The organism is Streptococcus halitosis (assembly GCF_023147855.1).
GTDB lineage: Bacteria > Bacillota > Bacilli > Lactobacillales > Streptococcaceae > Streptococcus > Streptococcus halitosis_B.
The window spans coordinates 69,891-94,575 of sequence record NZ_JAHXOP010000004.1; the positions used below are offsets into that span (position 1 = coordinate 69,891).

Here is a 24,685-nt window from a genome sequence, read left to right on the forward strand (position 1 = left end):
TCTTCCCCAATGATTAATGAATCAATATAAGTATTTTATAAGAGGGATTTAAGAAAAATTTTAACTTTTTCTTAATCCTTTTTAATTTTAGGAGATTATACTAGAGTCATCAAAAAAAGAAAACTCTAAGGAGAATCCTATGAAATTCAATCCAAATCAGAGATATACTCGTTGGTCAATTCGCCGTCTTAGTGTCGGTGTTGCCTCAGTTGTTGTGGCCAGTGGCTTCTTTGTCCTAGTTGGTCAACCAAGTTCTGCACGTGCTGATGTCGTCAATCCGACTCCTGCCCAAGTCGTACCAGACGCTGCTTCGGTGAGTGAAAAGAGCGACTTACCAGCAGAGGTTCTCAAAAAAACAGTCGATGTAGCTCTTCCTTCAGAACAGTCTGTTCCAACACCTAAAGCAAGTGTGGATACGACAAGCTCTTCAGAAAAAGCGGACGGAACTGCTAAAGAGCCTGTAGTAGCACCAAAAGAAGAAGTGCAAGCACAACCTGACTCTAAGAAACAAAAAGAAGATGCAGCTAAACCTGTGGAAAGTCCTGCGTCTACAGTTTCTGGGCAAGATCGTGAAGCCAGTGAAGCGAAACCAGCAACAACTCCAGCTGAAGTGCAAAAAGGTGTGGTTGATAACACCAAAGACACAGTAGATGTCCCAGCTAGCTACCTTGACAAAGCCAACTTCCCAGGTCCATTTACAGCTGGTGTCAACCAAGTCATCCCATACGAAGCCTTTGGTGGCGACGGCATGTTAACTCGCCTTATCTTGAAAGCCTCTGATAAGGCTCCATGGTCCGACAACGGAACAGCTAAAAATCCAGCTCTCCCACCAGTAGAGAAATTGGACAAAGGCCTTTACTTCTACGAAGTGGATTTAGCAGGCACCCAAGGAAAATCAGATAAAGAGCTGCTTGACCTCTTGAAACAAAATGGTACACAAAGCTATAAGGCAACCATCAAAGTGTACGGTGCAAAAGACGGCAAGCCTGACTTAACTAATCTGGTAGCGACTAAGGATCTAAATGTCAACTTGAATGGCTTGACCACTCCAGCTGAAGTGCAAAAAGGTGTGGCTGACAACACCAAAGATACAGTAGATGTCCCAGCTTCTTACTTGGATAGAGCTAATTTCCCAGGTCCATTTACAGCTGGTGTCAATCAAGTTATTCCATATGAAGCTTTTGGTGGAGATGGTATGTTGACTCGCCTCTTGTTAAAAGCTTCAGACAAAGCCCCATGGTCAGACAACGGAACGGCTAAAAATTCCGCTCTATTGCCACTTGAAGGCTTGGCTAAAGGCCAATATTTCTACGAAGTGGATTTAGCAGGGACTCAAGGTAAATCAGATAAAGAGCTTCTTGACCTTTTGAAACAAAATGGTACGCAAAGTTATAAGGCAACCATCAAAGTGTACGGTGCAAAAGATGGCAAACCTGACTTAACTAATCTAGTAGCGACTAAAGATTTGACTGTTAATTTGAATGGCTTAACCACACCAAATCAGGTTAAAGAGTCTGTTGTTAACAATGTCAAAGACATGATTGATGTTCCAGCTAGCTACCTTGATAAGGCTAAGGTTCCTGGACCTTTCTTGGCCGGTGTCAACCAAGTTATTCCGTACGAAGCTTTTGGTGGAGATGGTATGTTGACTCGCCTCTTGTTAAAAGCTTCAGACAAAGCTCCATGGTCAGACAACGGAACAGCTAAAAATCCTGCCCTATTGCCACTTGAAGGCTTGGCTAAAGGCCAATATTTCTACGAAGTGGATTTGAATGGCAATACGGTTGGCAAAGATGGTCAGGCCTTGCTGGATCAACTTCGAGCTAACGGAACACATACATACCTAGCTACTGTTAAAGTCTATGGTTCTAAAGATGGCAAACCTGATTTGACCAATCTGATTGCTACTCGTCAAGTAACGATTCAGCTTCGTGGAAAAGAAATGGCGACAATGCCATCTCAACCAGATCAGATGAATACGAAGCCTTCTGAAGCAGGCTCTACAGGTACGACTGAGGGTATGATGGATACAAATCACCATATGTCAGATATGGAGGTCGATCAACCAGCTTCTAGCCCAATGGCTAATATGATGAAAAAAGATGATAAAGCGATGCTACCAAATACTGGGGAAGCTAAAACGGCTACAGCTGGCCTTGGTATCTTTGGTCTAGCCTTGGCAGGTCTTGTTGGACTTTTGGGTTTGACAACCAAACGAGAAGATTAAGATTCAAATCACTTAAACATTAGGGAAAATAGTGTTATACTAAAGCAAGTATAACACTGTTTTTATCAAAGGAGTGGCAGATGAAAAAGACAATTTTGCTGGTTGATGATGAGATAGATATTCTAGATATTCAAAACCGCTATCTTATACAGGCAGGTTACGATGTTTTGGTCGCCCATGATGGCAAGGAGGGATTAGAGCTTTTCAGAAAAAAATCTATCGACCTCATTATCACAGATATCATGATGCCCAATATGGACGGTTATGATTTTATCAGTGAAGTTCAGTATATCGCTCCGGATCAACCCTTCCTCTTTACAACTGCTAAGACAAGCGAACAGGATAAGATTTATGGATTAAGTTTGGGGGCAGATGATTTTATAGTCAAACCCTTTAGCCCACGCGAATTGGTTTTAAGAGTAAATAATATCTTGCGTCGCCTTAGCCGTGGAAGAGAGACAGAACAGATCGAGTTTGGTGACTTGGTAATCAACCATGTGACTCATGAGGTTCGCATAGGGGATCAACCTTTGGAATTGACCGTGAAATCCTTTGAACTTCTATGGGTATTAGCCAGCAATCCTGAGAGAGTCTTTTCAAAGACGGAACTTTACGAGAAGGTATGGCAAGAGGACTATGTGGATGATACCAATACACTCAATGTTCATATCCATGCTTTGAGGCAAGAGTTGACCAAGTATACAAATTCAAATGCTCCTGCTATCAAAACTGTCTGGGGTTTGGGCTATAAGATGGAAAAACCAAGAGGTAGAAAATGAAATTAAAAAACTATATTTTAGTGGGGTATCTAGTGTCGACTCTACTAACGATTTTGGTCGTTTTCTGGGCAGTCCAACGAATGTTGATTGAGAAAAGTGAAGTTTACTTTCTCGTTGGAATGACCTTGATTGCTAGTTTCATTGGCGCTGCAGTGAGCATCTTTCTTTTGTCGCCTGTGTTCTCTTCTCTGAAACATTTGAAAAAACAAGCTCAGGATATAGCAAGCAAGGATTTCAGCACAGAAATTGAAACCAAAGGCCCATTAGAATTTCAAGAGCTGGGCCAGGCTTTTAATGACATGTCCCACAATTTGCAAGCCACCTTTCAATCACTTGATGAGAGCGAGCAAGAAAAGAGAATGATGATTGCGCAGCTCTCTCACGATATTAAAACTCCCATTACCTCCATTCAGGTTACTGTGGAGGGAATTCTAGATGGAGTGATCAAGGAAGAGGAGCGGCTCCACTACTTAGCCACGATTGGTCGGCAAACTGAGCGTCTAAACAAGCTAGTGGAGGAATTGGATGTTTTGACTCTTAACACACAACCTCAAGATACTGCTGATGAAGAAGTCGAAGAGGTATTTTTAGATCAATTGCTGATTGAGTCAATGAGTGAATTTCAACTCCAGATTGAACAAGAGGAGCGGGATGTTTACATTCAAGTGTCACCTGAGTCGGCGAAAATCAAGAGCCATTCTGACAAACTTTCTCGCATTTTGGTCAATTTGTTAAACAATGCCTTTAAATATTCAGAACCAGGAACCAGAATCGAGGTTCTTGCCCAATTAACAGAACAAGAGCTGACAATCAGTGTGAAAGACGAGGGTCAGGGGATCCTTCCTGAAGATTTGGAAAAGATCTTTAAACGACTTTATCGTGTAGAAACTTCGCGCAATATGAAGACGGGTGGGCATGGCTTAGGTCTTGCGATCGCACGAGAACTAGCCCATCAGCTTGGTGGCGAAATCACAGCAGAAAGTCAATATGGCTTAGGAAGCAAGTTTACATTCAGCCTCAATTTGAAATAAAGCTGTAAAATCCCTTTACAAATCTAGCTTTTCATGGTACAATAGCCCTTGTGTGAAATAGCAGCAGGAAAGTATGAAGCTCGTCAACAGGTGTCTTATGACAAAGTAACCTTGGCTGTTTAGGCGAAGGGCATCTGCACGAATCAGGGCTTTCTAAGTGACTATTTCCACCGAAATATTATTTATATCAGGAGGACATTCACATGTCACGTTATACAGGACCATCTTGGAAACAAGCTCGTCGCCTTGGCCTTTCACTTACAGGTACAGGTAAAGAATTGGCACGTCGTAACTACGTACCAGGACAACACGGACCAAACAACCGTTCTAAATTGTCAGAATACGGTTTGCAATTGGCTGAAAAACAAAAACTTCGTTTCACTTACGGTGTAGGTGAAAAACAATTCCGTAACTTGTTCGTACAAGCTACAAAAATCAAAGGTGGAATCCTTGGTTTCAACTTCATGCTTCTTTTGGAACGTCGTTTGGATAACGTAGTTTACCGTCTTGGTCTTGCGACTACTCGTCGTCAAGCTCGTCAATTCGTAAACCACGGTCACATCCTTGTTGACGGAAAACGCGTTGATATCCCATCATACCGTGTAACTCCAGGTCAAGTGATCTCAGTTCGTGAGAAATCATTGAAAGTTCCAGCAATCCTTGAAGCAGTAGAAGCTACTCTTGGACGTCCAGCATTCGTATCATTCGACGCTGAAAAATTGGAAGGTTCATTGACTCGCTTGCCAGAACGCGACGAAATCAACCCAGAAATCAACGAAGCACTTGTCGTTGAATTCTACAACAAAATGTTGTAATATTTTATTGAATAAGATTGGCTGTAAAGCCTTGAAACGAAGCACTTTAGGCCTCTATCCTAGAGTGCTTTTTTTGTTTTTACTACCCTTTTAGTTACCCTTAACTAATTTTAGGTATAGTAATAGGGTAGCCCAAAAATGGGGCACCCTTATTATTTATAAATTGCTGATGGCTGCCTCAAAGATTGAGACGGCTTTTTTTGCTCCCTCTTTGGTAGCATGGACATAAGTATTCAAGGTCATTGAGATATTAGAGTGGCCTAGCCTATACTGTAAATCTTTCGCCTCTATGTCAGCGTATAGCATGATTGTAGCGTGTGTATGACGGAAACCGTGAAAGCCAATGTTAGGAACGCCAGCATGTTTAAACCGAGTTTTTAGACGTGTACTCAAGGTTTTGTTACTTGGGTAGTTATGGATAAAGTCAGAGAATACAACTGTTTCAGTTCGCCTTAACTTCCAAGACTCTTGAATTTGTCTAAGCTGGTAGGCTTTCAACATGGCAATAGTCGCTTGGCCTATATCGATATCACGATAGCTAGATTTTGATTTAGGACTATTGAGTTCTTGACTATAGTTTAGTGTTTTTGTAATATGCCCAATGGCATTATCTAAGTCAATATCAGACCATGATAAGGCTAAAGCTTCATTGATACGATAATCGATTTCTATATACCAAAAATACCAATCGAGTAACTATAAGGTCAGCGCGAATCAAATACTTTCTCTTCTTTCTCATGGTAAGTTGAATTAATAAAATAATTATGATATTCTTTTTCTATAAGGAAAAAATTAAAATGATTATAAGATAGTTTATTTAGAAAATTAGTCAAAATTTTTTCTAATTAATTTAGAAATCATTAACAAGGGGGATATTATGGCTGAAAGAATAATACATCAAGCTGATCTTCGAGCTATCGAGAATAACTTGCGCTCTATCCATGAAGGATTACGAACAATTGATGCTAGAGTTGATGTAGCAAACGAAAATCTTCAAATCGTGTATGATGAAATTGGTAGTTTAGCACAGGAATTTCATGAATTTGTTAATATCCAACAAAAAGCTAATAGACTAGGACAAGCTGAAACTCGACTAGTAAAAATCCGTCAGGAAATTGAGAAGAAATACGGACATTATGATATTGTTCGTCGTACTACCACAGGGATTTTACAAGCTGATGATTTAGGAATTGTCAAAAAAGAAACAATCAGCACTGCAACAGAAGAACTAATGATATCAACTCCAGGTTACTGGCTTGCTCCATGCTTGGTTGCATTAGCAGCATGGATAAATGATCAACCCGAGTTAGCTGAAAAAGCAGTTAAGGAAGGGATTAAACGAAATGATGAAAAAACCTCCCTTTTCTTTGCCTTAATTTGTAGAAGAGCTAACAGAAAGAACGCGTGCCTTAAGTGGACTCAACGTTATTTAGCTAATCAAGATGAAGAAAATCTCGACAGAAATTCTATAATTATCTTGGATGCTTTTGCGAGCGGACTCTTGGGAGCTGATACCGAAGGAGTCATCTCACGTCAAATGAATGAATGGCTCAGTCGACTTGAAGAAAAACCTGGTTTTACTGAACAGCAAACAGAACAATGGTCCGAAGCTATTAACTTAAAAAGAAGCGAACTAGATGAAGATTTATACCCTAACCTAAGAAAATATAGTAATAGTTGGCCTGTTCTAGAGGATATTTTAGAAGGTGCTCATCTCCATGAACAAATATTAAACTATCTAACTGATATTTTTGAGAAAAAAGGGTCTACAGAAAGCGTCAAAGAACAATTAGACGATATTTTAGACACACTTGTGACTGATTTTGATAACGAGGAACTAGCTCTTCGAAAACAAGAAAAATTCGAGCAGCTTGTGGTTGACTTCGGAGGAGATGACAACCGTGCTCATCAAAACATGGATATTGAGGCGACTGCATTTGAAACCCATAAAGACTTCACCCAGTTGCTTACCGATGCAGCAATGAAACCCGAATCTTCTCACTCAAGCATATCAACCCAAAAATTTGCACTGGCTCTTTCTCGTGATTGGGTAACAAACGCTTATAATGACGTTACTGCAAAAAATCGCATGAAGATTCCTTACGAAATTGAAATAAATGTGGATACCTTTAATGATAAATCAACAGATGGCCAAAACGAAAATGAGTTGATTGAAAAATTCAATTCTCAGATTGACTCTGAAAAAGAACAAACTTTGTCAAACTACTTCCCAAGTTTATTTGATAAATTCCTTTTGTATGGTGGTATAGCTATAGGAGTAATCGGTTTAATGATGATTTTTGGGAATATTTTCTTAGGTTTAATAGCTATTATAGCAGGGATTTTTATGGTTCTTAAGCATAAATCTAATATTGAAAACATTGAAAAGAGTCGCAAGAAAATTGAAGAACAATATGAGAATAAAAGAGTGAATGGTGAACAAATTATAAGAGCTACTCTAGCTGAAATTGTAGACTTTAGAATTGAATTTGCAGAGAAAGATGCTGAAAGTGCTAAAGTTCTTGACTTCCTCGAACAAATAAGACCTGAACAATATGTAAACAAGTTGGCATCATCTAATAGAAAGATTAAAATTTGAGGAGGTAATTGACATGGATGAAAAATATAAAGGCGATAGTAAGCTATCATCTAATAACACCACTCCATTTAAGAGCATTAATACTGAAGAAGATGTCACTGAAGAACCTATGAGCGTGTTTGCTGAGGGACTCCCTTCATGGGATATCGTGCCTCCACAATTGCTAGTCAGAAGGAAACGGCAAAAATAATGAATAAACCACAAACATATGCAGAATGGGTAAATATCTTAACTGTTTTTAAAAACAAAGATGATGATGAAACAGTTTTAAAAATGATGAAATCTGGAACTATCGAATGGCAATACGGTGTGGCAGAACGTTTCTCTACAAAGTTAATTGACGCTGTTAATTACCGTATGAATGTAGCTTCAGATAAGTTTCAAAATGATTTACTAAAATCCCAAGGATACGAGGGAGCTATTATTCAAGCAATTCTTTCTTTGAGGAAAGAATTGACGTTCTTAGCTGAAGCAATCAATCTTCCTGCAATTCCGGATAAAGAGCGACAACATTACCTAAATCTCGTTATAGAACAAGCTAATAGTATGCAAAAATCTTTAGAAGAATCTGCAAAACAGGACCGAAGCGGGAAAATGTCAAGTATTATTAGAAATCATAAAATTAATTCTTTTTTAAATAAAGGTGAACAGTAAATGAGTAATATAGTAAAAAGCAAAGAACTTCTTACGAGATATTCACTTGCAAGAATCCCTTTTATTGCTATCAATACCATTGAGCCAAGTAGAACATTAGATATGTTAAAGGAAATATCTGAAGAATTACAACTTCCGTTCAACGTACACACTCTCACCAAAGGTGTGTATAATCTTAGTTCTGGTAAGAATGTTAACGATGATAAATCTGTTTATGGTGCAATAGATTACATGACGGACCAAATGCAAAAGAAACAATACCAAACTATTGTACTGACAGAAGTTCCGGATCTTAGTAATGAAAATAGCGATTCTAAACAAGTCTTAGCATTGGTCAATCTAGCCAATGAAACTGGAGGCGTTGTAATAGTTTTTACCAATACCCCTATTTGGAATCAACTTCAACGGCAAGGTATGACAGTAAAAATAGATTTACCTAACGAAGAGGAAATGTACTCGATAATTCGAGAATACATTGACGACTATCGAAATGATATCCAGATTGAATGGGACAACTCCGATATTCGAGAAGCTGCTGCAGCTCTCAATGGGGTAACTAGAATCGAGGCGGAGAACGTTATCGCAGCTTTGATTGCAAATAAGTGCATAAGAAAATCTGATTTAGATGAGATAAGATTTGCAAAAGATCGCCTATTCTCTGATATCTCTGGTCTAGAAAAAATCGTTGTAGATGATTCTGTGAAGGATGTCGGAGGGCTTGAGGGGTTAAGAAAGTGGCTTAACGAAAAGAAAGAACTGCTAACTCCCGAAAAGAAAGATATGTTACGTGAGAAAGGTTTGCAACCACCTAGAGGGATACTCCTAGTAGGTGTCCCTGGATGCGGAAAATCTTTATCTGCTAAATCAATTTCCGCTAACTGGAAACTTCCATTATATCGTTTAGATTTTGCAACGGTTCAAGGAAGTTATGTAGGTCAGTCTGAACAGCAACTCAAGGATGCTCTAACTACCGCTGAAAATGTATCTCCGTGTGTTTTATGGATTGATGAAATAGAAAAAGGACTATCAGGAGCTACTGGTGGCGCTAATGATGGTGGCGTATCTACTCGTATGGTCGGTCAATTCTTATTCTGGATGCAAGAATGCAAAAAACAAGTTTTTGTAGTTGCAACAGCTAATGATGTGTCTATGCTCCCATCAGAACTTCTCCGTCGAGGAAGATTTGATGAGTTATTCTTTGTTGATTTACCTACTGCAGATGAGCGTAAAGAAATACTTGCTTTGTATTTTAAAAAATACTTAAGTCTAGAATTTGAAGGAGATTTTTCTGATAATATTCTTCAAATAAGTGATGGTTTCACTGGCGCGGACTTAGAATCGACAGTTAGAGATTTAGCTTACCGAGCTATCGCTAATGATAATTTTATTCTCAACGAAGAGAATATCATGACTGCTTTCAATAATGTAGTCCCACTCTCTCAAACTAGCCCAGAAAAAATTGATGCTATTAGAGATTGGGGGAAAGAAAGAGCTGTTCCTGCATCTGGAAAACCAATCGGCGGAGAGGGACTTGTTCATAAACAAAGTGGACCTAAAACAAGAAAAGTACTTGTTTAATAAGTTCATTAGTTGGACACGGTAACTGTAATCTCAGTTTCGTGTCCATTTTCATAATTCCCTAAATGGAAGCTTTTTTTTGAGAGTATCATTAAAAGGAATCTTAAATTGCAAAATATAACTTATAACACAATTAGGAGAAAAATAGATGCCTAAACCAATGTTAAATCCATATCAATCCCAAAAACAAACACAAGTAAGCCATATCATGACTTCTAACTTAAAACAACCACAGATAGATAAATTGAGTTTAGATAGGCTTCTAAGAAAATCACGATCTAAAGAATATATGGATGCTATTCATCAACTAGATGCAGGAGGACATGTTCATAATAAAAAGGAAGTAAATGAAATTATTAATACAATTAAGTTAGAATTTCCAGATGTGGGTATTAATGGAATTCTCCTAGGTTTTGTAGCAAAATGTTATTTAGGAGCACCTTATGAAGCGCACACCCTAGACTTAGTTGGAGAAATCATTGAGCATTATAAACGAGGAGAGACATTACCTGGTGGGCTCGATAAAGCCAAAAGCATTGCTTTACATGGAGGATATGATTTTATCGAAGTTTATACAGATTGTTGTCGAGCAATTAGCTCAAATGGTTCCGTATCAGTTATAAAAGATTAATTATGTATAGAAAAGTAACATATGGTATACAGAAAATTTCATAAATAATTGGTAATTAATCCAAAAGGATACTATTAGGTAACAGGAAAAATTCATCTCGATGTTAAAATGACTACTGTATTATCTTTGTAATATAGTAAAATTATCAGGAATCGCTTGGAATAATTAATTTGTTTTTCTCTATATAATAAGAATTAGTGGCATGAAAGCATAGCTATATAGTAGGACACAAAATATCTATTACCAACGCGCTACTTAGCTAGTGGGGGGCGACATTCGGCGATTCCGCCTATTCTCTTTTATAACTAAGAATTTGAGAACCATTTTGTCTCAGATTTTTTTGTTAATGGTTATGGGCAAGCCAGACGGAATACTTTTTCCCGAGCCAGAGAGCAAAGGGGAGATTGATGACGACGATGCCTGAACCGACCAGTAAAAATAGGAAAAATTCGCTGGTCGAAACTCGCCACAAATGCACGATGTCTGTAATCAAATAAGCACTGATAGGAAAACAAAGGATAGAAGTAATCAGAGCAGGGATATACTTGCGGAGAAGAATTGATTGTCCAATATGGAGCAAGAGATGAAGCGCAAAGGCTACAAATCCCCCTAACCAAACTAATTCGAGCGCCCTAGATTGACAAAAATACGCTAATAAAGTGATGGATAAGACAATGATAAACTCCTCAAAAACAGCAAGGGCAAATCCTTCTGTTGTCATTTCTTTATGGATCTTGAGAATAGTTGGAGCTTTTTGGGTCAGTAAGGTTTTGTTGAGACGGATCCAAGGGACAAGACCGATAATTTCTTCCATATCGTGAAAGATAAAAAGTAGAGGAAACATCCAAAGATAAAACGCCATAAATCTCTCCTGAGGGGCTATAAATCGCTAACCAATAAAGCAAAAAACGCCCAGTAAGGCGTTTTGAGTTAGGTGTACTTATTTAACCTCTGTAAAGGTTGTGAATGTTATTTTAGCACTCTCTAAACGCCTTCATATCAACGTTTTTAGATTATTCTATAGAAAATGTAGTCATTTTGCTATGCCGTCAATTTCGCAATTTCTTTGAGATAGATTTCAACTGCTTCCGCCTTCTTTTTCGGTGCCAATTCAGCGTAAGTGTCCATTGTCGTTTTAATCGATTTATGGCCCATTCTTATCTGGAGTTCTTTCCAGTTCGCACCAGCATTCAGCATCAAAGAAGCATGTGTATGACGGAAAAGGTGGAAACCATAGTTTGGTAGTCCCAACTCAGTCAAACGCTTTTTAAGCGTTGCACGTTCATTTCTATCACACATATAGTTCCCGTAAATTGTCGGGAAAATTAGATCCACAGTTGGTAAATCATGACTCACAAAATAATCACTCATCTCAGCATGAAAAGCTTTCAAGTCATCTAAGACTTGTCTCGGGACTGCAACTCTTCTGTTGCCAGCATCAGTCTTGGCACTGTTCTTACAAACAATCTCGCCCTTAATCTCAAGTTTCTTATTTCCAGCTTTCCATATTAGTGTTTTATTGACGATAATTTCATTAGCATCAAAATCCAAATCATTAATCGTCAAAGCTAGAAGCTCATTGATTCGAAGTGCAGAAGCTAGCAGCGTGTCGCAGATAACTTTGAATCTTCGATTAGCTCGTGTATCAGGTAAAGTATTTAGATAGTTCAGCCAAGTAGCCAAATCCTCTCCATGCAATACCATGATTCTTTCCCTTACCACCTTTGGTTTTGGAGGAATTTTCACTGTACGAGCGGGATTATTTGTTAGTTCAAAATTCGTGATCCCATAATCGAAAATATCACTGAGCTTATAGATAACTGCACCGAAATCTTTTGCATGGCCCTTTTTGGATTTTTTAACACCCGATTCAACAGACTTTTTAGATTGTTGAGCTAGTTTGTTAACCCAAATCTGAATATCTGCAGATTTTATTTCTTCAGGCCTATATTCTCCAAACTTAGGGATGATATAGGTATCAAGATAGCTTCGAACTCGGTTAATCGTATTCTGAGAAGTCACCCAAGTTACAAAACTAATAAACCAGGCTTCAGCTAACTCCTCGAAGTTATTAATCAACAAAGTCTCTTTTAAAGTTGAACCCTTCGCTTCAAAATCAATCCGAGCTTGAATGATTTTTCTATCAAGACTTTTTAGAGTTTTAGCAGTTATAGATGATGTAACTTTTTTACCAGTTTTAACATCTACACCAATATACACACCACGTTGCGTATAGCTAATAGTTCCGTTACTTTTGGTAGTTTTAATGACTTTTCGATTGTTGTGAATGATAGTTTCTTTCTGCATAGTAGCCTTTCACGTTCGGATATATAAAAGGCTAAAATAACAACCTCACACTATTTATGTGATATTACTATTTTAGCACAATTTTATAATTAGGGAGTTAAATAGTTCAGCACATCCTCCATTTTGTAAAAAACAGTTCGAGTACCCTCAATCGGTGGTTCTAGACGCTTGAGTCCCGTCTTCTCCCAAGACTTCAATGTGTTTGGGGAAATCTTAAGTATAGAAAGCAACTCTTTCTGAGTTAGAATACTCACATTCTTTTGAATATCTTGCTGTTTCTGCATCATAGCAAGTAAATAAGTCAAAATCTGTTCAATTCGATTCAATATTAATAATTGATTTGATGTCATCTATCCATCTCTTTGTCTTTCAAATGATTATTTTCTCTATGAGAATTTTGATTCCGTCGATATTCCTCATTCTTTTCTTTCAAACGTTTCTTTTCTCTGATATAATCCTGTTTAAGATAAAGTAAGTCGTCTTCTTTCTTCTGTTGTTCTTTATTTTCACGATATTGTTTACGATAGAATGCCTCATCTTCTTTAATCTGTTTAATCATGTAATCTTGTTTATTCTTATTATATCGGAGTGAATCCAACAATTTTACAAAAAAGAATGGCTTCTGAACAATTAATTTTAAAAGAATGGGCTCGTTTTCACGTGCATAATTTACTAGACTACCAAATTCTGTAAAATTATATTCATTAATGATATCGATAGCAGTTTCTAAATAATTATCTTTACTGTTCTCAATAATAAACTGTTCAAGATCAAATCCACAACCTGCAACAATATCTTTAATATCGTACTGTGTTTTCTCCGGATTCTGAGCATGAGTCAAATAATGAAACATACCTGTAGGTGACATAACAGCCTCAACGTGTTTTGGTGTATTTAAATTTTCAGTCAGAAGCTCAGAAACTTGACTTTCACTCTTAAGTGAATCAAAGAAAAGAACACCATGTCTATGAGGTTTTTTTAGTTCACCAGTTTCTTCATTGATGTCCTTATCGTGCCACGGACTAAGGACGTAAGGGACCCCCATCCTATCAAGAATTTCTACATGATTTTCAGGAGTACTATCTTTATACATAATATAGGTCCACTTGTTTGAGCGCCTATGTTTATTCATGTGTTTTCACCTCTTTTTTTAGATTATATATATTTGTGACAATACTAAACTCGGACTACCTCTAGTTAGTATTGAAAAATATCTGATTATTTGTTCGTTTCCCATGAATGTTTTATCTCCTCCAATTTCATCTTGAATATAAAGAGAAATTTATAATTATTTTGGTCGTTTGCACAAAAATTTTTGATTATTGATTATTGAACTATTGGGGGGTCGTAGTACCCCCCAATAGGAACGATTTTTTGGAAAATAGAGTGTTTTTGACATCCACTACGTGTGTCAAACACTCTATTTTCACTAACTTTTCGAACCTTTGTAAAACAATCTATTCCCGATTCTAATCGGAGATGAAAAATAAAATTTGGGATTGCAATTCGAGATTTCTTCTTTTATATGTGATCCCATATTTCTAAAAATTTGCTGTGATTGCTGAGAAGTAGGATACTTTAGAACAACTACTACACTTTCATTTCTTACATCAACAATACTACCAGCAACAGACTTGTTAAAATCCTGTACAATTGGATTTTTTTGAAAACTATTTATACTAGTTGAGATAGTCTCATGTTGTATTAAAAAATGACGTAGTTCCATAGTTTGTTTCACTGATTCAAAATAATTTGATATTTTGTCTGTTTTATATCTTTCTATCAGCTCAATTATTAATAAAGTTAACAGAAGGAGAAATAGCATAACAGCAACTAATAAAAATATCATAGAAATAAAATACAATTTATTTTGGATTACGACAATTTTTCTTGAAAAAACTTCATTATCAAACAAAATTATTAAAAGACGAGAAGTTATACTCAAAACAGTATTAAGAATTACAAAAACTAATAGATATCTGGATAGATTAAATGTCTTCTGAAAAAATGTCTTCGCCATTACAAAATTCCTTTCTTTGTATAGTAGGTCGGACATAACAACGGTAATACTTGATAAGGGTGCTCACTGTCAATGATTTGAATTAAGCCTGTACCTTTGCCAATAGGAATCACAATTCCTTCTGGATCCAGATCTGGAAATAAAAATTGTGTTGTTTTTTGGTTGATATTCCCAATTTGAATGAGTACATTCATTTGTTCTCGAACAGAGACCGGGATTGTGTTATGGTCAAAACGCTGACTAACTAATAAAAGATGTACTCTGGTCGCACGTCCAAGAAGTGCAACTTGGGATAAGAGGGAAAAGAAAGATTCTTTTATCGTTTTATTCACACCTTCGGATAATGCCAAAACTTCATCTATGACAATAGTTAAATGCTTAAATTTCTCATCAGGATTATCGTATAGTGCTTCTTGTCGTTTTTGAATAAGATTCAAACACGAGCTAAGATTTTCATTAATTTCAGACACAAAGTCTGACTTAGAGCGATTTCGCTGAGGATGAATGACTGCGATACCATTTTCGCGAGCCCAACGGGATGGCGTATCAAATTTAGGATCTACAATGATTAAGTCCGAAAAGTTTTTAAGTAAACTTAGAAAGTAAGTCAGAGCATAAGATTTTCCTGAACCGCTGTTTCCAGCAATTGCCATAGAAGTTACTTTGTTAAAATCAAGAGTGAGATTCTTCATAATCGGGATAATATTTTTTTCTTGTTTCAAAACAAACTGATCTAAATCTGAAATTACAAGTCTTTCAGAAATCCCCTCCTTCCATGGGAAAAATAAGCCTCGTTGCACGTGTATATCATCCGTTTCAAGAGCAAGAAAGTAAGCAGAGTTCTGTTTGAGAACCGTGTATCTTGGAAAGAGAGCAGCATTAGCGATCAGAAAAATCTTCTGATAGAGTTCATCGTCAATAATATAGCCCGCTGGTAATCGTGGAATAAATAAAAAACCATTTTTCATAATTTCAACGTGATAGCTCCGTGTAAAGCTAGTTTCTCCTTGCATGATTGCTCCGAGTCCCATGTTGAGACTCTGGAGCAAGTATTGAGCAAGTTCCTTAGTAGTCATTATTATTTGACCTCTTTGATTCCATTCGCACGAAAATAGACATTGTAGCCAACTTCGCAAGCCTCTAGATTATCAAAATCAACCATAGCTAAATAAGATGGAAGACCAACCTCAGATTCAAATTTAACTTGGAAAGGGGGCAACCCTTTTTGAGAAAACCAGGCCTTATGAGCGATAATTTCCCCGGTCGATTGTCCGTCTTCAAACTTGTTTTGCGCTTCCAATTCAGTACTCAAGCAGTGAATTGGTTGTTTTTGATCAACATATTGTTTAGCAGTGTTAACTGAATAGCCATTTTTACGATTTTTTGTACGCATAAACGTACCTCCTTATTTTTTTCTTAGCTAAGTTGAGTCTAGTTTATCAAAGGAACAAATTATAAGTCGTCAAAAATTTTGACGGTTTAAAAATCATTATTGTGATAATAAGCAAGCTAATTCAATAAGCCAGTCGCAAATTTTCTCCGAAATTTCATCGGATGTTTCTTCAACTGGAAACGTTGGAAAAAGATTTAACAAACTTGCGATAAATTTGTCAATAATATTTTTTTCAAAATTTTCAAATTTAATATCATTTTTTCCATATCTTCTGTTTAAAAAAAGAAAAAGTTGTGGTCGGAGCAATGATTCTTCAAAATGTGAATCTGTTTTTACAGCTTCTAAAATTTCTGAAATAAGGCCTGTACAAAACTTCTCATTGGGGAAAAAAAGATCTTTAGGTGTATTAATTCCCAAGCTTTCTTGAAATGCGTCTGCAGCTTTATTTGTCATATTTCGCTTCCCTTTCAAAATTTCTCTAACCGCAGTACTACTCAACATTTCAATATCATCTTGACCACATGTTCGACCTACTTCATCCTGTTTCAAACTCTTCTCTTTCATTTGTTCTTTCAAATACTTTCCTAATTTTTTTCGATATATTTGAAGAATGATTCGTTTATTATGCATTATACTACTCTCCTTTTTTGGGCAAAAAAAAAGAGCCATCAGACCGATGGCTCTTTCATTTTTTAAATTTATAATAGTAGTATGCCACAAAAAACGATTTAAAAAATTTAACTTGGAACACTTTGGTCCCTATGTTAGATTTTAAATATAATTAATGTTTTATGCCCAAATAAATACCTACTGAACATTATACTTCAGTAGGTATTTGTTTGTATCAAAGTTTTAGAAATTAGTCTGATTCAATTAAGACTCTTATTACATGGATTGTTTGCTATGAGATTGCTGTATAAAAGACATGTAGTTATTTAGTGGATTTAATCCTCTCTCCAAGAGTAGGTGTATCATTATGATGAGGGCGATTACACTTTTCAACATTTATATATAAATTTTTAAGCAAATTAATACTAGTTAGGACTGCTTCACCTGTATTTAACTTTTTAATTTGATTAATTTGATTCTCCATCAAATGGTTTTGAATAGCTCTTATCTCATCTGGTGAAGTTAGCCTATGAACTAATAATGTCCCAACTTGCCCTAACAATATTTTATCAACATCATTTGGATTCTGAGTTGTCAAAAACAGAAATATACCTTTCTTTCTACCCTCGCGAGCAATACTATTTAATCCCGTATAAAATGTATACCCCTCATTATTAATAGCTTTTGTATATCTATGAACTTCATCAATAAACATAACAAATGGTTCAATTAATTCTGAACTTAAATTTACTAAATGATTTGAAACGAGGTCAATAATCATCCCACCAATACCATCGGTTGTTCCAATTTGAGAAACATCAATATATAATGATTTTTTAGTTTTTCTTTCTGAAAATGAATTGATAATATCAATAAAACTTTGACCATCAGAAGTGAAAAAATTTTCAAGCGATGTGTTGTTCAACTTATAATTAACCTTTTGAATAAGATACTGGTTAATATTAAAGTTGAATAAATCCGGCTCAAATTCTCCCTTTTTATTTTGTTTAGTTGTTTCAACAGCTATTTGTGCGGATAAAAATTTTATATTAAAGTTCTTATCATTATCAGTCAGACTTGAAAGGTCTGCTTCTACATCACTAACAGTTTTTCCTACTTTATGATATATTCCATTAATTTTATTTTTATATTGAAACCGTAAAGAACGTATAGCTTCTGCCAATACTGCTGGTTGTGTTCCATCATTTGTTTCAAATAGAATTGACCATTGATTAATTGATATTTGTGATAAAGGTAAGAAAGCAGTTTGTCCAAGAACGTATTTATCTACTTCATCGTCTGTAAATGAATCTGAGTACTCCCCTGTTGGATCTATTATTAAAGTCTTTATACCATCATTAACAAGCTTATCTAATATACTCAAAGCTGACGTAGATTTTCCACTATTTGTGGTACCAACTGTCATTAAGTGTCTATTAAATAATGTTTTAGGCTGTAATTTAACAGAATAATCCTGTGGACCAAAAGCAAGATTAGCAAAAGGTGACAACTGTTTTTCAATACCAGGATCGACCTCTATTGATTGAATAAAAAGCTCCACTGCATTTTCATTTGCGATATATACCTTATCAGTGATACCAACTGTCTTTGTTCCATTTAATTTAAAATATTTTTCACCAAGTGGTATATATCCCAGTATGTCAATGCTTATTTCCGGAAATATTTTTTCCTGCTGACCATTTGTTAACATCTCATGAACACTATCTGAATTCGGAACCTTAGATTGAAATATTTCTCCGAAGAATAAACCATTGCTTGAATCAATTAAAACATAGTAATTAATCGTATTAGGTGAAAGTATATCTTTCTTTAACTTCCTATATGAGAATAAAGATAAGTTCTCAATTTGAATTGTTGCATATGAACGATTTACTTGTGAAATCATTCCAAGATAATAATTACTCTTATCAGCTACTTCATAAAAAATATCAATCTTTGTCATTTAAGTACTTTCCTTTCAAGAAATCAACTAAATCACTGTTCATAGTAGCCTTTAAAAATGTAATTGGATACCCTTCATCCATTAAATCTATTAGTTCTGCCCAATTTTGATTATATTTCGAATCAGCCTCATCAATTAACTTGAATTTCTCCACATCCTTGATATACTCTCTATTTGGATCAATATTAAAATCAGTAATCAAAAGTTTTAAACTTGTGTTATTTTTCAAAGCCTGAGTAACCATTTTGGAAATGTGAACATCTGCGAAACTGAATCCAGATGAAATCAATAAGGTGTTTGGACGCTTTATAAGATCTTGAAATTTTGTAAAAAGTTCAAAATATGGTTCTTGGTAACTTTGAGCATATTTATCAGAACTTGGAAAGACCATTACCATTTTATTTGTATCTGTGATGCTATCTTTATCTTTTCGCAGAATAGCTCCATCATCTTGTTTTTCCCAGGTAAGTGAACCATGTATTTTTAAAAGATTGAATGTCTTATCCTTATATTCAACCTCTCTGGTATTGATATTCTGAACCTCCTTTATAAGATTCCATTCAAACATACTGCTATCAAACTTCGGTATTGGAGTGAAATTAAAACCATCAAAAATAACAAAATTATTTGCTGCCGCAGCTTCTTCGATTAAAACATCATAGTTTGTCGTAATAACCGAAAACTTATTTCCTTCCTTACCTGATAGACTTGACAAAAAGTTTAATAATTTACCATGCTTCAATTCCTTACTGTCATATGAATAATTTGTATTTTCTTTAATCAGTTGTAAAATCTTTTCAATACTATTATTAAACTTATCTTTATCTGTATCAGGTACGTATGGTCGATAATGGAATAGTGTTGATAAGAAATCTTCTAGATTAAATCCATCGTCTAATCTAGATGGAGCAGATTCTCCTAATTCTTCATCTAAAATATTTCCATTTTTGTACATACACTGTCTAGCCAACGCTTCTAGCGTAAATAGTTCGTCCGCTTCATTTAATTTTAAAAATACATCGTCAGCAATCATTTTTACTGTCTTACCGTAGTTTGAATTACCTCCTACCACAGATGCTCCTGCACCTGCTAGAAAGACAATGTTTGAATATTTTTCACCGTAAACTATTTTACGAATTTTTTCACTGATTACTCGCTGGAAGTCAATTTTTGTAAAGGCCTTTTTTTGTTCTTCTTGAGATGATGGATGTTCTAGTTTTCCGTTTGAATCATAGAAAACAGTCTCTCCATTATTCTTTTTCTCCAATCCATATGAAATTGTATTAGATAGATAGTGTAATTCAATTTTTTCATAATCTTTGTCTTTTTCATCGTCATAAAAGAAATCCATGATTTTACTCCTCCACCTCAAATTTAGGTAAGCTATTGATTAAATCAACTGTTTGGACAGATACATTGATAATTCTCAATAGTAAATTGAAGATATATTTTTCATCCTCACTATAGTCATTTGGGTCATCTGTAATTCCTGATTTTTTATCAGTTTTAACTTGATACTGATCCATTATCCATTCAATGGCAGAGCGTCCATTCACAACATATTCATACGCCTTTTCGGGGATATTACTTATAGTGATATCACTGTTAAATATGATTGTGGATAAGTCATTCACCGATTTACCATTTTCATCACGTTTCTTAGCGAATCTCATCTTAGTTACTTTATAGCTTGGATTAACAAGAGGTGTAATCTCTACCCCATCATAAACAGGGATTTCTTCATAGTTAAGATGTAAGTCCATCAATTTCCGACCAACTTCAACATACCTCTCTTTATTTTTTACAATAGGAATTCTTGCGAGGTCCTTCTTCAAATCGTTAGCATACTTCTCTTGATATTCTTTAGAGTTGAGCAACCCATAAACATAAGCAAAGGTGTCATCCAAATTCAATCCCAGCTTATCAGCAAACTCTTGATTCATATTGTCGTTATTTTGAAACAACGATGTCTCATCAATCTCATTGTCATAACGCATGAAGGTCTGAGCACCTGCCGACATAGCGTTAATGTCAGGGAAAAATTTTGAAACAAGAACAGAAAAATCACGTGTTGCTCCTCTTCCTGTAGTGAATATAACGTAATTATTAACTCCATATTTCTCACCGAAACTCCTAGGGCGCTCCATCACATTTTTATCATAATAAAGATATTTCTTTGTAAATGGTCTGTACATAACAGTAACCACTGAATCTGGTTTAATATCTATGGCTTCTCCCTTATACAATTTCTTTTCAAGATTCTCAGTCCATTTTACAAAACATTCATTTCTATTTAACTTTTCTTTCTGAATATTTTTTGAATAATCTGATAACCTGTTTAATTCAAAATTATAGTTTTTTATAAGGGTTGCAGATTTACTTTTAACCTCTGATTTAGAAAAACCATATAACCAAAAATCTCTATAACTACCAACACCTAAGATATTTTGATTGAATACACTATTCATTCCGTCTACCAATGAACTATATTGTTGATAATTCGGGTCTCTCTGATTGAGCCAGTCGTTATTATCATCCGGAATAATCTCTTGCCAATCTATTTGTGAAACATCATTAAATTTCGATATAATAGCAAGCTTTTCCTTTTGCGACAAGTAATCACCAATATCATGATAGTGAAGTTCATGACTATCTGAGCCATCTTTTACTAGAATTGAAATCGCAACAGGAGTACGACTACCCGAACCAAATATTTTCCCACCTTCTCTTCGGGATTGTTCTCCTAGTGTTCTCTGATCACCACGGAGATTAAAGATATAAAGATGATTAAATTCATCATAAAGTCCTGCACGTAAGCCATCTGCTGAATTGGTATTAAGATAGTTACCATTCGTAACAAATCCAATCACTCCTTGATTTTTAAGGCGATCTGATGCCCAACGGAAAGCTTTAATATAGCTGTCATATAATCCTTTGACAGAATTTGAAGCGCTCTTGTTTGCATAGGTATCTGATATACGATTTTCTAATTTAGGATAAGAAATGTTTTGGTTATTATCGTTCTGGCTACCTTGTCCAATAGAATATGGTGGGTTGCCAATAATAGCTGTAATTGGTTTTTCTTGTTGTCGTTTCAGACGTTTGTCATTGGTTCCAAAGAAAGAGTCATCAAGCGTATCTTCTGTTTCTGTTGATTCAAAGGTATCTGTTAATACAATTCCTTCAAATGGTGTATACGGTTCATCACCATTAATTTCATCAAATACAGCTTCAATATTAATAGCAGCAATGTAATAACTTAAGAGAACAATTTCATTAGCATGCAATTCTTGTGTATATTTTCTTAGAATATCATCAAAGGTAATTTCACCACTATCCATCAGTGATTTCAAGTAATGCAATGTTCTAGTGATAAATGTTCCAGTTCCAGTAAATGGATCCAAAATATGAACATTCTCACTCGCTAAAGCCTTACCAAAGTGCTTTCTCAAGACTACATCGACTGATTTTACAATAAAATCCACAACTTCTACAGGAGTAAAGACAATACCTAATCTTTCTGTGGTTGATTTAAAGCCAGTAGAAAAGAATTTATCATATAAAGTAATAATAATTTTCTGCTTAGCTTGAGCGTTATCAATTCCCTCTGCACGTAGACGAACTGAATCATAAAAAGGTTGCAACTCTTTCTGCTCTTTTTCAAACCCAAATTGTGATAATTCTTCTACAATTTGTTCCATCGCGGAACTTACTGGATTATTCTTAACAAAACTATACTCCCCAAAGAGTGCATCAAAAATTGGTAAAGTGATTAAGTGTTGCGCTAACATCTCAATCGCTTGACTTTGGTCAATTGATTCATTGATATTGTGTTGAAGGCTTTGAAGGAATTTTTCAAAGGCAGATTTACTATCAGGATTTTGTTCTAAGATGAACTCAATTCCTTGAATGTGACGTCTTGCAATATCAGCTACATCTTTTGACCAGTCTTCTAAGTAACGTCTGTCCCCCACTTTTTGAACAATCTTACCATAAATTGCACCCTCGACAGCTTCCCATTCAAGTTCGAGTTCTGTTTGATAAGGTTTAAATCCACCTGAACCTGTATCATCATCAACAAGATTGAAACTTGGATTATCTGGTGCTCCACCAACTCCAATAACTTGGATATTTTTGGGTTTTTGTTTGTTTAATTCCAGCTTATTAACAGTAGCCTCAAAACGTTCATCTACAGAACGCAATGCGTTTAAAACCTGCCAAATAACATCGTAGGTTTTATTGTTATCAAGAATTGTTTCAGGTGTCTCACCTGCTGGAACTACAATTGGAAGAATAATATAACCATATTCTTTTCCTTCAAATTTACGGATGATTCGCCCGACAGCTTGGACGATATCTACCTGTGATTTGCGAGGAGATAGAAATATAATAGCATCAAGATTAGGAACATCAATTCCTTCTGTTAGAAAACGAACATTTGACAAAATACGAGCTGAATCTTCAGGAATATCGTCACTAGCTAACCAATCTAATGCTTCATTTTTTTCAAGAGCGTTCATACTGCCATCTACGTGACGAACATTTACGGAGTAGCCTTCATCACTATTAAGGTATTCATTAACAACATTTTCAAACTGAGTTGATAGTCGTTTACTATCTTCGATAGTCCGAGAGAAGGCAATAGCTCTTTTCATTGGTTCTCCAGAAACTTTATCTGCAAAACTTTCTCGTTTGATCATTCCATTCCAAACACCAATGATACGCCCCACATCATCAATATTCAATCCATTCTCTGAATCAGCAAGAGCTTTTTGCATATCTTTCTGAACAACTGTTTCATCAACTGCCAAAACCATCAGTTTATAATCAGTAAGAATGTCATGACTAATAGCATCTCCAAAACCTAAACGATAGAATACACTACCATATAGGCTTTCATCATCCATACTAGAAATAACGATTGAATTTTCTTCTGCTTTTTTCTTAGCATCAGTACCATATAATTTTGGTGTTGCTGTTTGGTAAAGGCGTTTAATCCCTTTGACATTTAAATTACTATGTACTTTTGTAAATGCTGATGCTTCATCTCCCAAAGCTTTCGCTCCAGTAGTACGGTGGGCTTCATCAGCAATAATTAAATCAAATTCTGGGAATCCTTCCTTTTGAGCCTTTCCAAGAACATCAATTGACTGATATGTTCCGAATACAACTAACAGCTCTTTTTTAGGTCTATCCATTAATTCTAAATAATTTTCAACAACTTTCTTTGATGAAGTTGTAGCTGGATAACCGATATCACTAGCTTTAATTGTTATATTTGATTCATCCTGCTTGACACTTCCACGACTAGCATTTCTATCACTAGTAACTGCCATTGAAGACATAGTCATCTCTGTATCATTATTCCACCCTCTCAATGTTTGAGTGAGAAGTTGAATACTTGGTACTAAATAAAGAATAGTATACTGTTCTTTTTTCGCTTCCTTCGCCATAGCTTCAGCAATCTTTAAACTTGTAAAAGTCTTACCTGTTCCTGGAGCCATTATAAGCTGCCCACGATCATTTTCCTTAAAATGATTCAATGCAGACTGGATCGCACTTTCTTGATAATATCTTAGTTTCTTTTTAGCTTTAACAGTGACTACTTCTGGTGATTCAAAAGAGAATTTTGACCAATCAATTTGAGAATTTCTAAGATCCGAAAGCCCAATACGAATAACATCACTTCGATCTGCTAGAGCTTTCTCAGCATTTTTGCCCCATTTATCAGTCGAAGCAACAATAATACCGGATTCATAATAGTCTTTCCCAAGTTCCCCTAAAAAAGAATCAATATTAGACTTTTGTATTGTATGATTATAGAACTTTGCCTGAATCGCAACCAATTCACCAGTATACTTTTCAGCAACTAAATCCACTCCTAGATCAACTTTGGGTACCCCAAATTCCTCTGGAACATCTACTAACATCCATACATTCTTAAATTCATTTTGATATGTAGGCTCATTTTGTAAGTATGCACGTGCTAGATATTCAAAATATGTTCCTCGATCTCGCTGTGTTTCAGCCAGTTCATTAATCTGATGTACTAATTTATCAAAAGTCATTTTATTTCTCC

The 24,685-nt window shown here is 35.6% G+C and carries 19 protein-coding genes and 2 pseudogenes; 9 read left to right on the forward strand and 12 right to left on the reverse strand.

Features of this window, described 5'->3' with window-relative positions:
- Positions 1-139: 139 nt before the first annotated feature.
- The 4 genes from KZX55_RS07665 to rpsD all read left to right on the forward strand — a co-directional run bounded on the left by KZX55_RS07665 (position 140) and on the right by rpsD (position 4,852).
- On the forward strand, positions 140-2,227 hold the full coding sequence (locus KZX55_RS07665; RefSeq protein WP_248026324.1) for an SSURE domain-containing protein: 2,088 nt from the start codon (positions 140-142) through the stop codon (positions 2,225-2,227).
- 80 nt (positions 2,228-2,307) lie between these two features.
- Positions 2,308-3,006 (forward strand): response regulator transcription factor, encoded by a 699-nt coding sequence (locus KZX55_RS07670; protein ID WP_000751227.1) that lies wholly within the window; start codon positions 2,308-2,310, stop codon positions 3,004-3,006.
- Positions 3,003-4,037, forward strand: a complete 1,035-nt coding sequence (locus KZX55_RS07675) for a sensor histidine kinase (RefSeq protein WP_000769389.1) — start codon at positions 3,003-3,005, stop codon at positions 4,035-4,037. The genes KZX55_RS07670 and KZX55_RS07675 overlap by 4 nt, the downstream gene beginning before the upstream one ends.
- Before the next feature lie 203 nt (positions 4,038-4,240).
- Positions 4,241-4,852, forward strand: coding sequence for a 30S ribosomal protein S4 (rpsD, locus tag KZX55_RS07680; RefSeq protein WP_000092756.1), 612 nt, complete (start codon positions 4,241-4,243; stop codon positions 4,850-4,852).
- Positions 4,853-5,008: 156 nt separating this feature from the next.
- On the opposite strand, the pseudogene KZX55_RS07685 reads toward rpsD, so the two are convergent.
- Positions 5,009-5,512 (reverse strand): annotated as a pseudogene (locus KZX55_RS07685) (site-specific integrase); the annotation flags it as partial.
- 217 nt (positions 5,513-5,729) lie between these two features.
- On the opposite strand from KZX55_RS07685, the gene KZX55_RS07690 reads away from it, so the two are divergent.
- The 5 genes from KZX55_RS07690 to KZX55_RS07710 all read left to right on the forward strand — a co-directional run bounded on the left by KZX55_RS07690 (position 5,730) and on the right by KZX55_RS07710 (position 10,314).
- A complete protein-coding gene (locus tag KZX55_RS07690; RefSeq protein ID WP_248026327.1) occupies positions 5,730-7,451 on the forward strand; it encodes a glycerol-3-phosphate acyltransferase in 1,722 nt (573 codons plus the stop codon).
- A gap of 13 nt (positions 7,452-7,464) precedes the next feature.
- Positions 7,465-7,641, forward strand: coding sequence for a hypothetical protein (locus KZX55_RS07695; protein WP_248026330.1), 177 nt, complete (start codon positions 7,465-7,467; stop codon positions 7,639-7,641).
- Positions 7,641-8,105, forward strand: a complete 465-nt coding sequence (locus tag KZX55_RS07700; protein WP_248026332.1) for a hypothetical protein — start codon at positions 7,641-7,643, stop codon at positions 8,103-8,105. The genes KZX55_RS07695 and KZX55_RS07700 overlap by 1 nt, the downstream gene beginning before the upstream one ends.
- Positions 8,106-9,683: an AAA family ATPase gene (locus KZX55_RS07705; RefSeq protein WP_248026354.1), complete on the forward strand. Its 1,578-nt coding sequence runs from the start codon at positions 8,106-8,108 to the stop codon at positions 9,681-9,683.
- Between the two features lie 148 nt (positions 9,684-9,831).
- Entirely contained in the window at positions 9,832-10,314 is a 483-nt protein-coding gene (locus KZX55_RS07710; RefSeq protein WP_248026356.1) for a hypothetical protein, read from the forward strand.
- Positions 10,315-10,657: 343 nt separating this feature from the next.
- Here the strand turns inward: KZX55_RS07710 and KZX55_RS07715 are convergent, their stop codons facing one another.
- From KZX55_RS07715 to KZX55_RS07765, 11 genes and pseudogenes are all read right to left on the reverse strand, one after another.
- Positions 10,658-11,176, reverse strand: a complete 519-nt coding sequence (locus tag KZX55_RS07715; protein WP_248026364.1) for an HXXEE domain-containing protein — start codon at positions 11,174-11,176, stop codon at positions 10,658-10,660.
- A 179-nt stretch (positions 11,177-11,355) separates the two neighbouring features.
- The gene (locus KZX55_RS07720) at positions 11,356-12,621 is read right to left on the reverse strand and encodes a tyrosine-type recombinase/integrase (protein ID WP_248026367.1); all 1,266 of its coding nucleotides are present in this window, start codon (positions 12,619-12,621) and stop codon (positions 11,356-11,358) included.
- 89 nt (positions 12,622-12,710) lie between these two features.
- A complete protein-coding gene (locus KZX55_RS07725) occupies positions 12,711-12,971 on the reverse strand; it encodes a MerR family transcriptional regulator (RefSeq protein WP_248026370.1) in 261 nt (86 codons plus the stop codon).
- A gap of 215 nt (positions 12,972-13,186) precedes the next feature.
- Positions 13,187-13,753 (reverse strand): annotated as a pseudogene (locus KZX55_RS07730) (replication protein); the annotation flags it as partial.
- Between the two features lie 297 nt (positions 13,754-14,050).
- The gene (locus KZX55_RS07735; RefSeq protein WP_248026371.1) at positions 14,051-14,641 is read right to left on the reverse strand and encodes a hypothetical protein; all 591 of its coding nucleotides are present in this window, start codon (positions 14,639-14,641) and stop codon (positions 14,051-14,053) included.
- A complete protein-coding gene (locus tag KZX55_RS07740; protein WP_248026379.1) occupies positions 14,641-15,717 on the reverse strand; it encodes an ATP-binding cassette domain-containing protein in 1,077 nt (358 codons plus the stop codon). Before KZX55_RS07740 ends, KZX55_RS07735 begins: the two co-directional genes overlap by 1 nt.
- 2 nt (positions 15,718-15,719) lie before the next feature.
- Complete coding sequence (locus tag KZX55_RS07745; protein WP_248026382.1) at positions 15,720-16,034, reverse strand: hypothetical protein; 315 nt, start codon at positions 16,032-16,034, stop codon at positions 15,720-15,722.
- Between the two features lie 96 nt (positions 16,035-16,130).
- On the reverse strand, positions 16,131-16,664 hold the full coding sequence (locus tag KZX55_RS07750) for a hypothetical protein (RefSeq protein ID WP_248026385.1): 534 nt from the start codon (positions 16,662-16,664) through the stop codon (positions 16,131-16,133).
- A 301-nt stretch (positions 16,665-16,965) separates the two neighbouring features.
- A complete protein-coding gene (locus tag KZX55_RS07755) occupies positions 16,966-18,606 on the reverse strand; it encodes an ATP-binding protein (protein WP_248026389.1) in 1,641 nt (546 codons plus the stop codon).
- Positions 18,593-19,957, reverse strand: coding sequence for an SIR2 family protein (locus KZX55_RS07760; protein ID WP_248026392.1), 1,365 nt, complete (start codon positions 19,955-19,957; stop codon positions 18,593-18,595). Before KZX55_RS07760 ends, KZX55_RS07755 begins: the two co-directional genes overlap by 14 nt.
- 4 nt (positions 19,958-19,961) lie before the next feature.
- A complete protein-coding gene (locus tag KZX55_RS07765; protein ID WP_248026396.1) occupies positions 19,962-24,674 on the reverse strand; it encodes a DEAD/DEAH box helicase in 4,713 nt (1,570 codons plus the stop codon).
- Positions 24,675-24,685 lie beyond the last annotated feature (11 nt).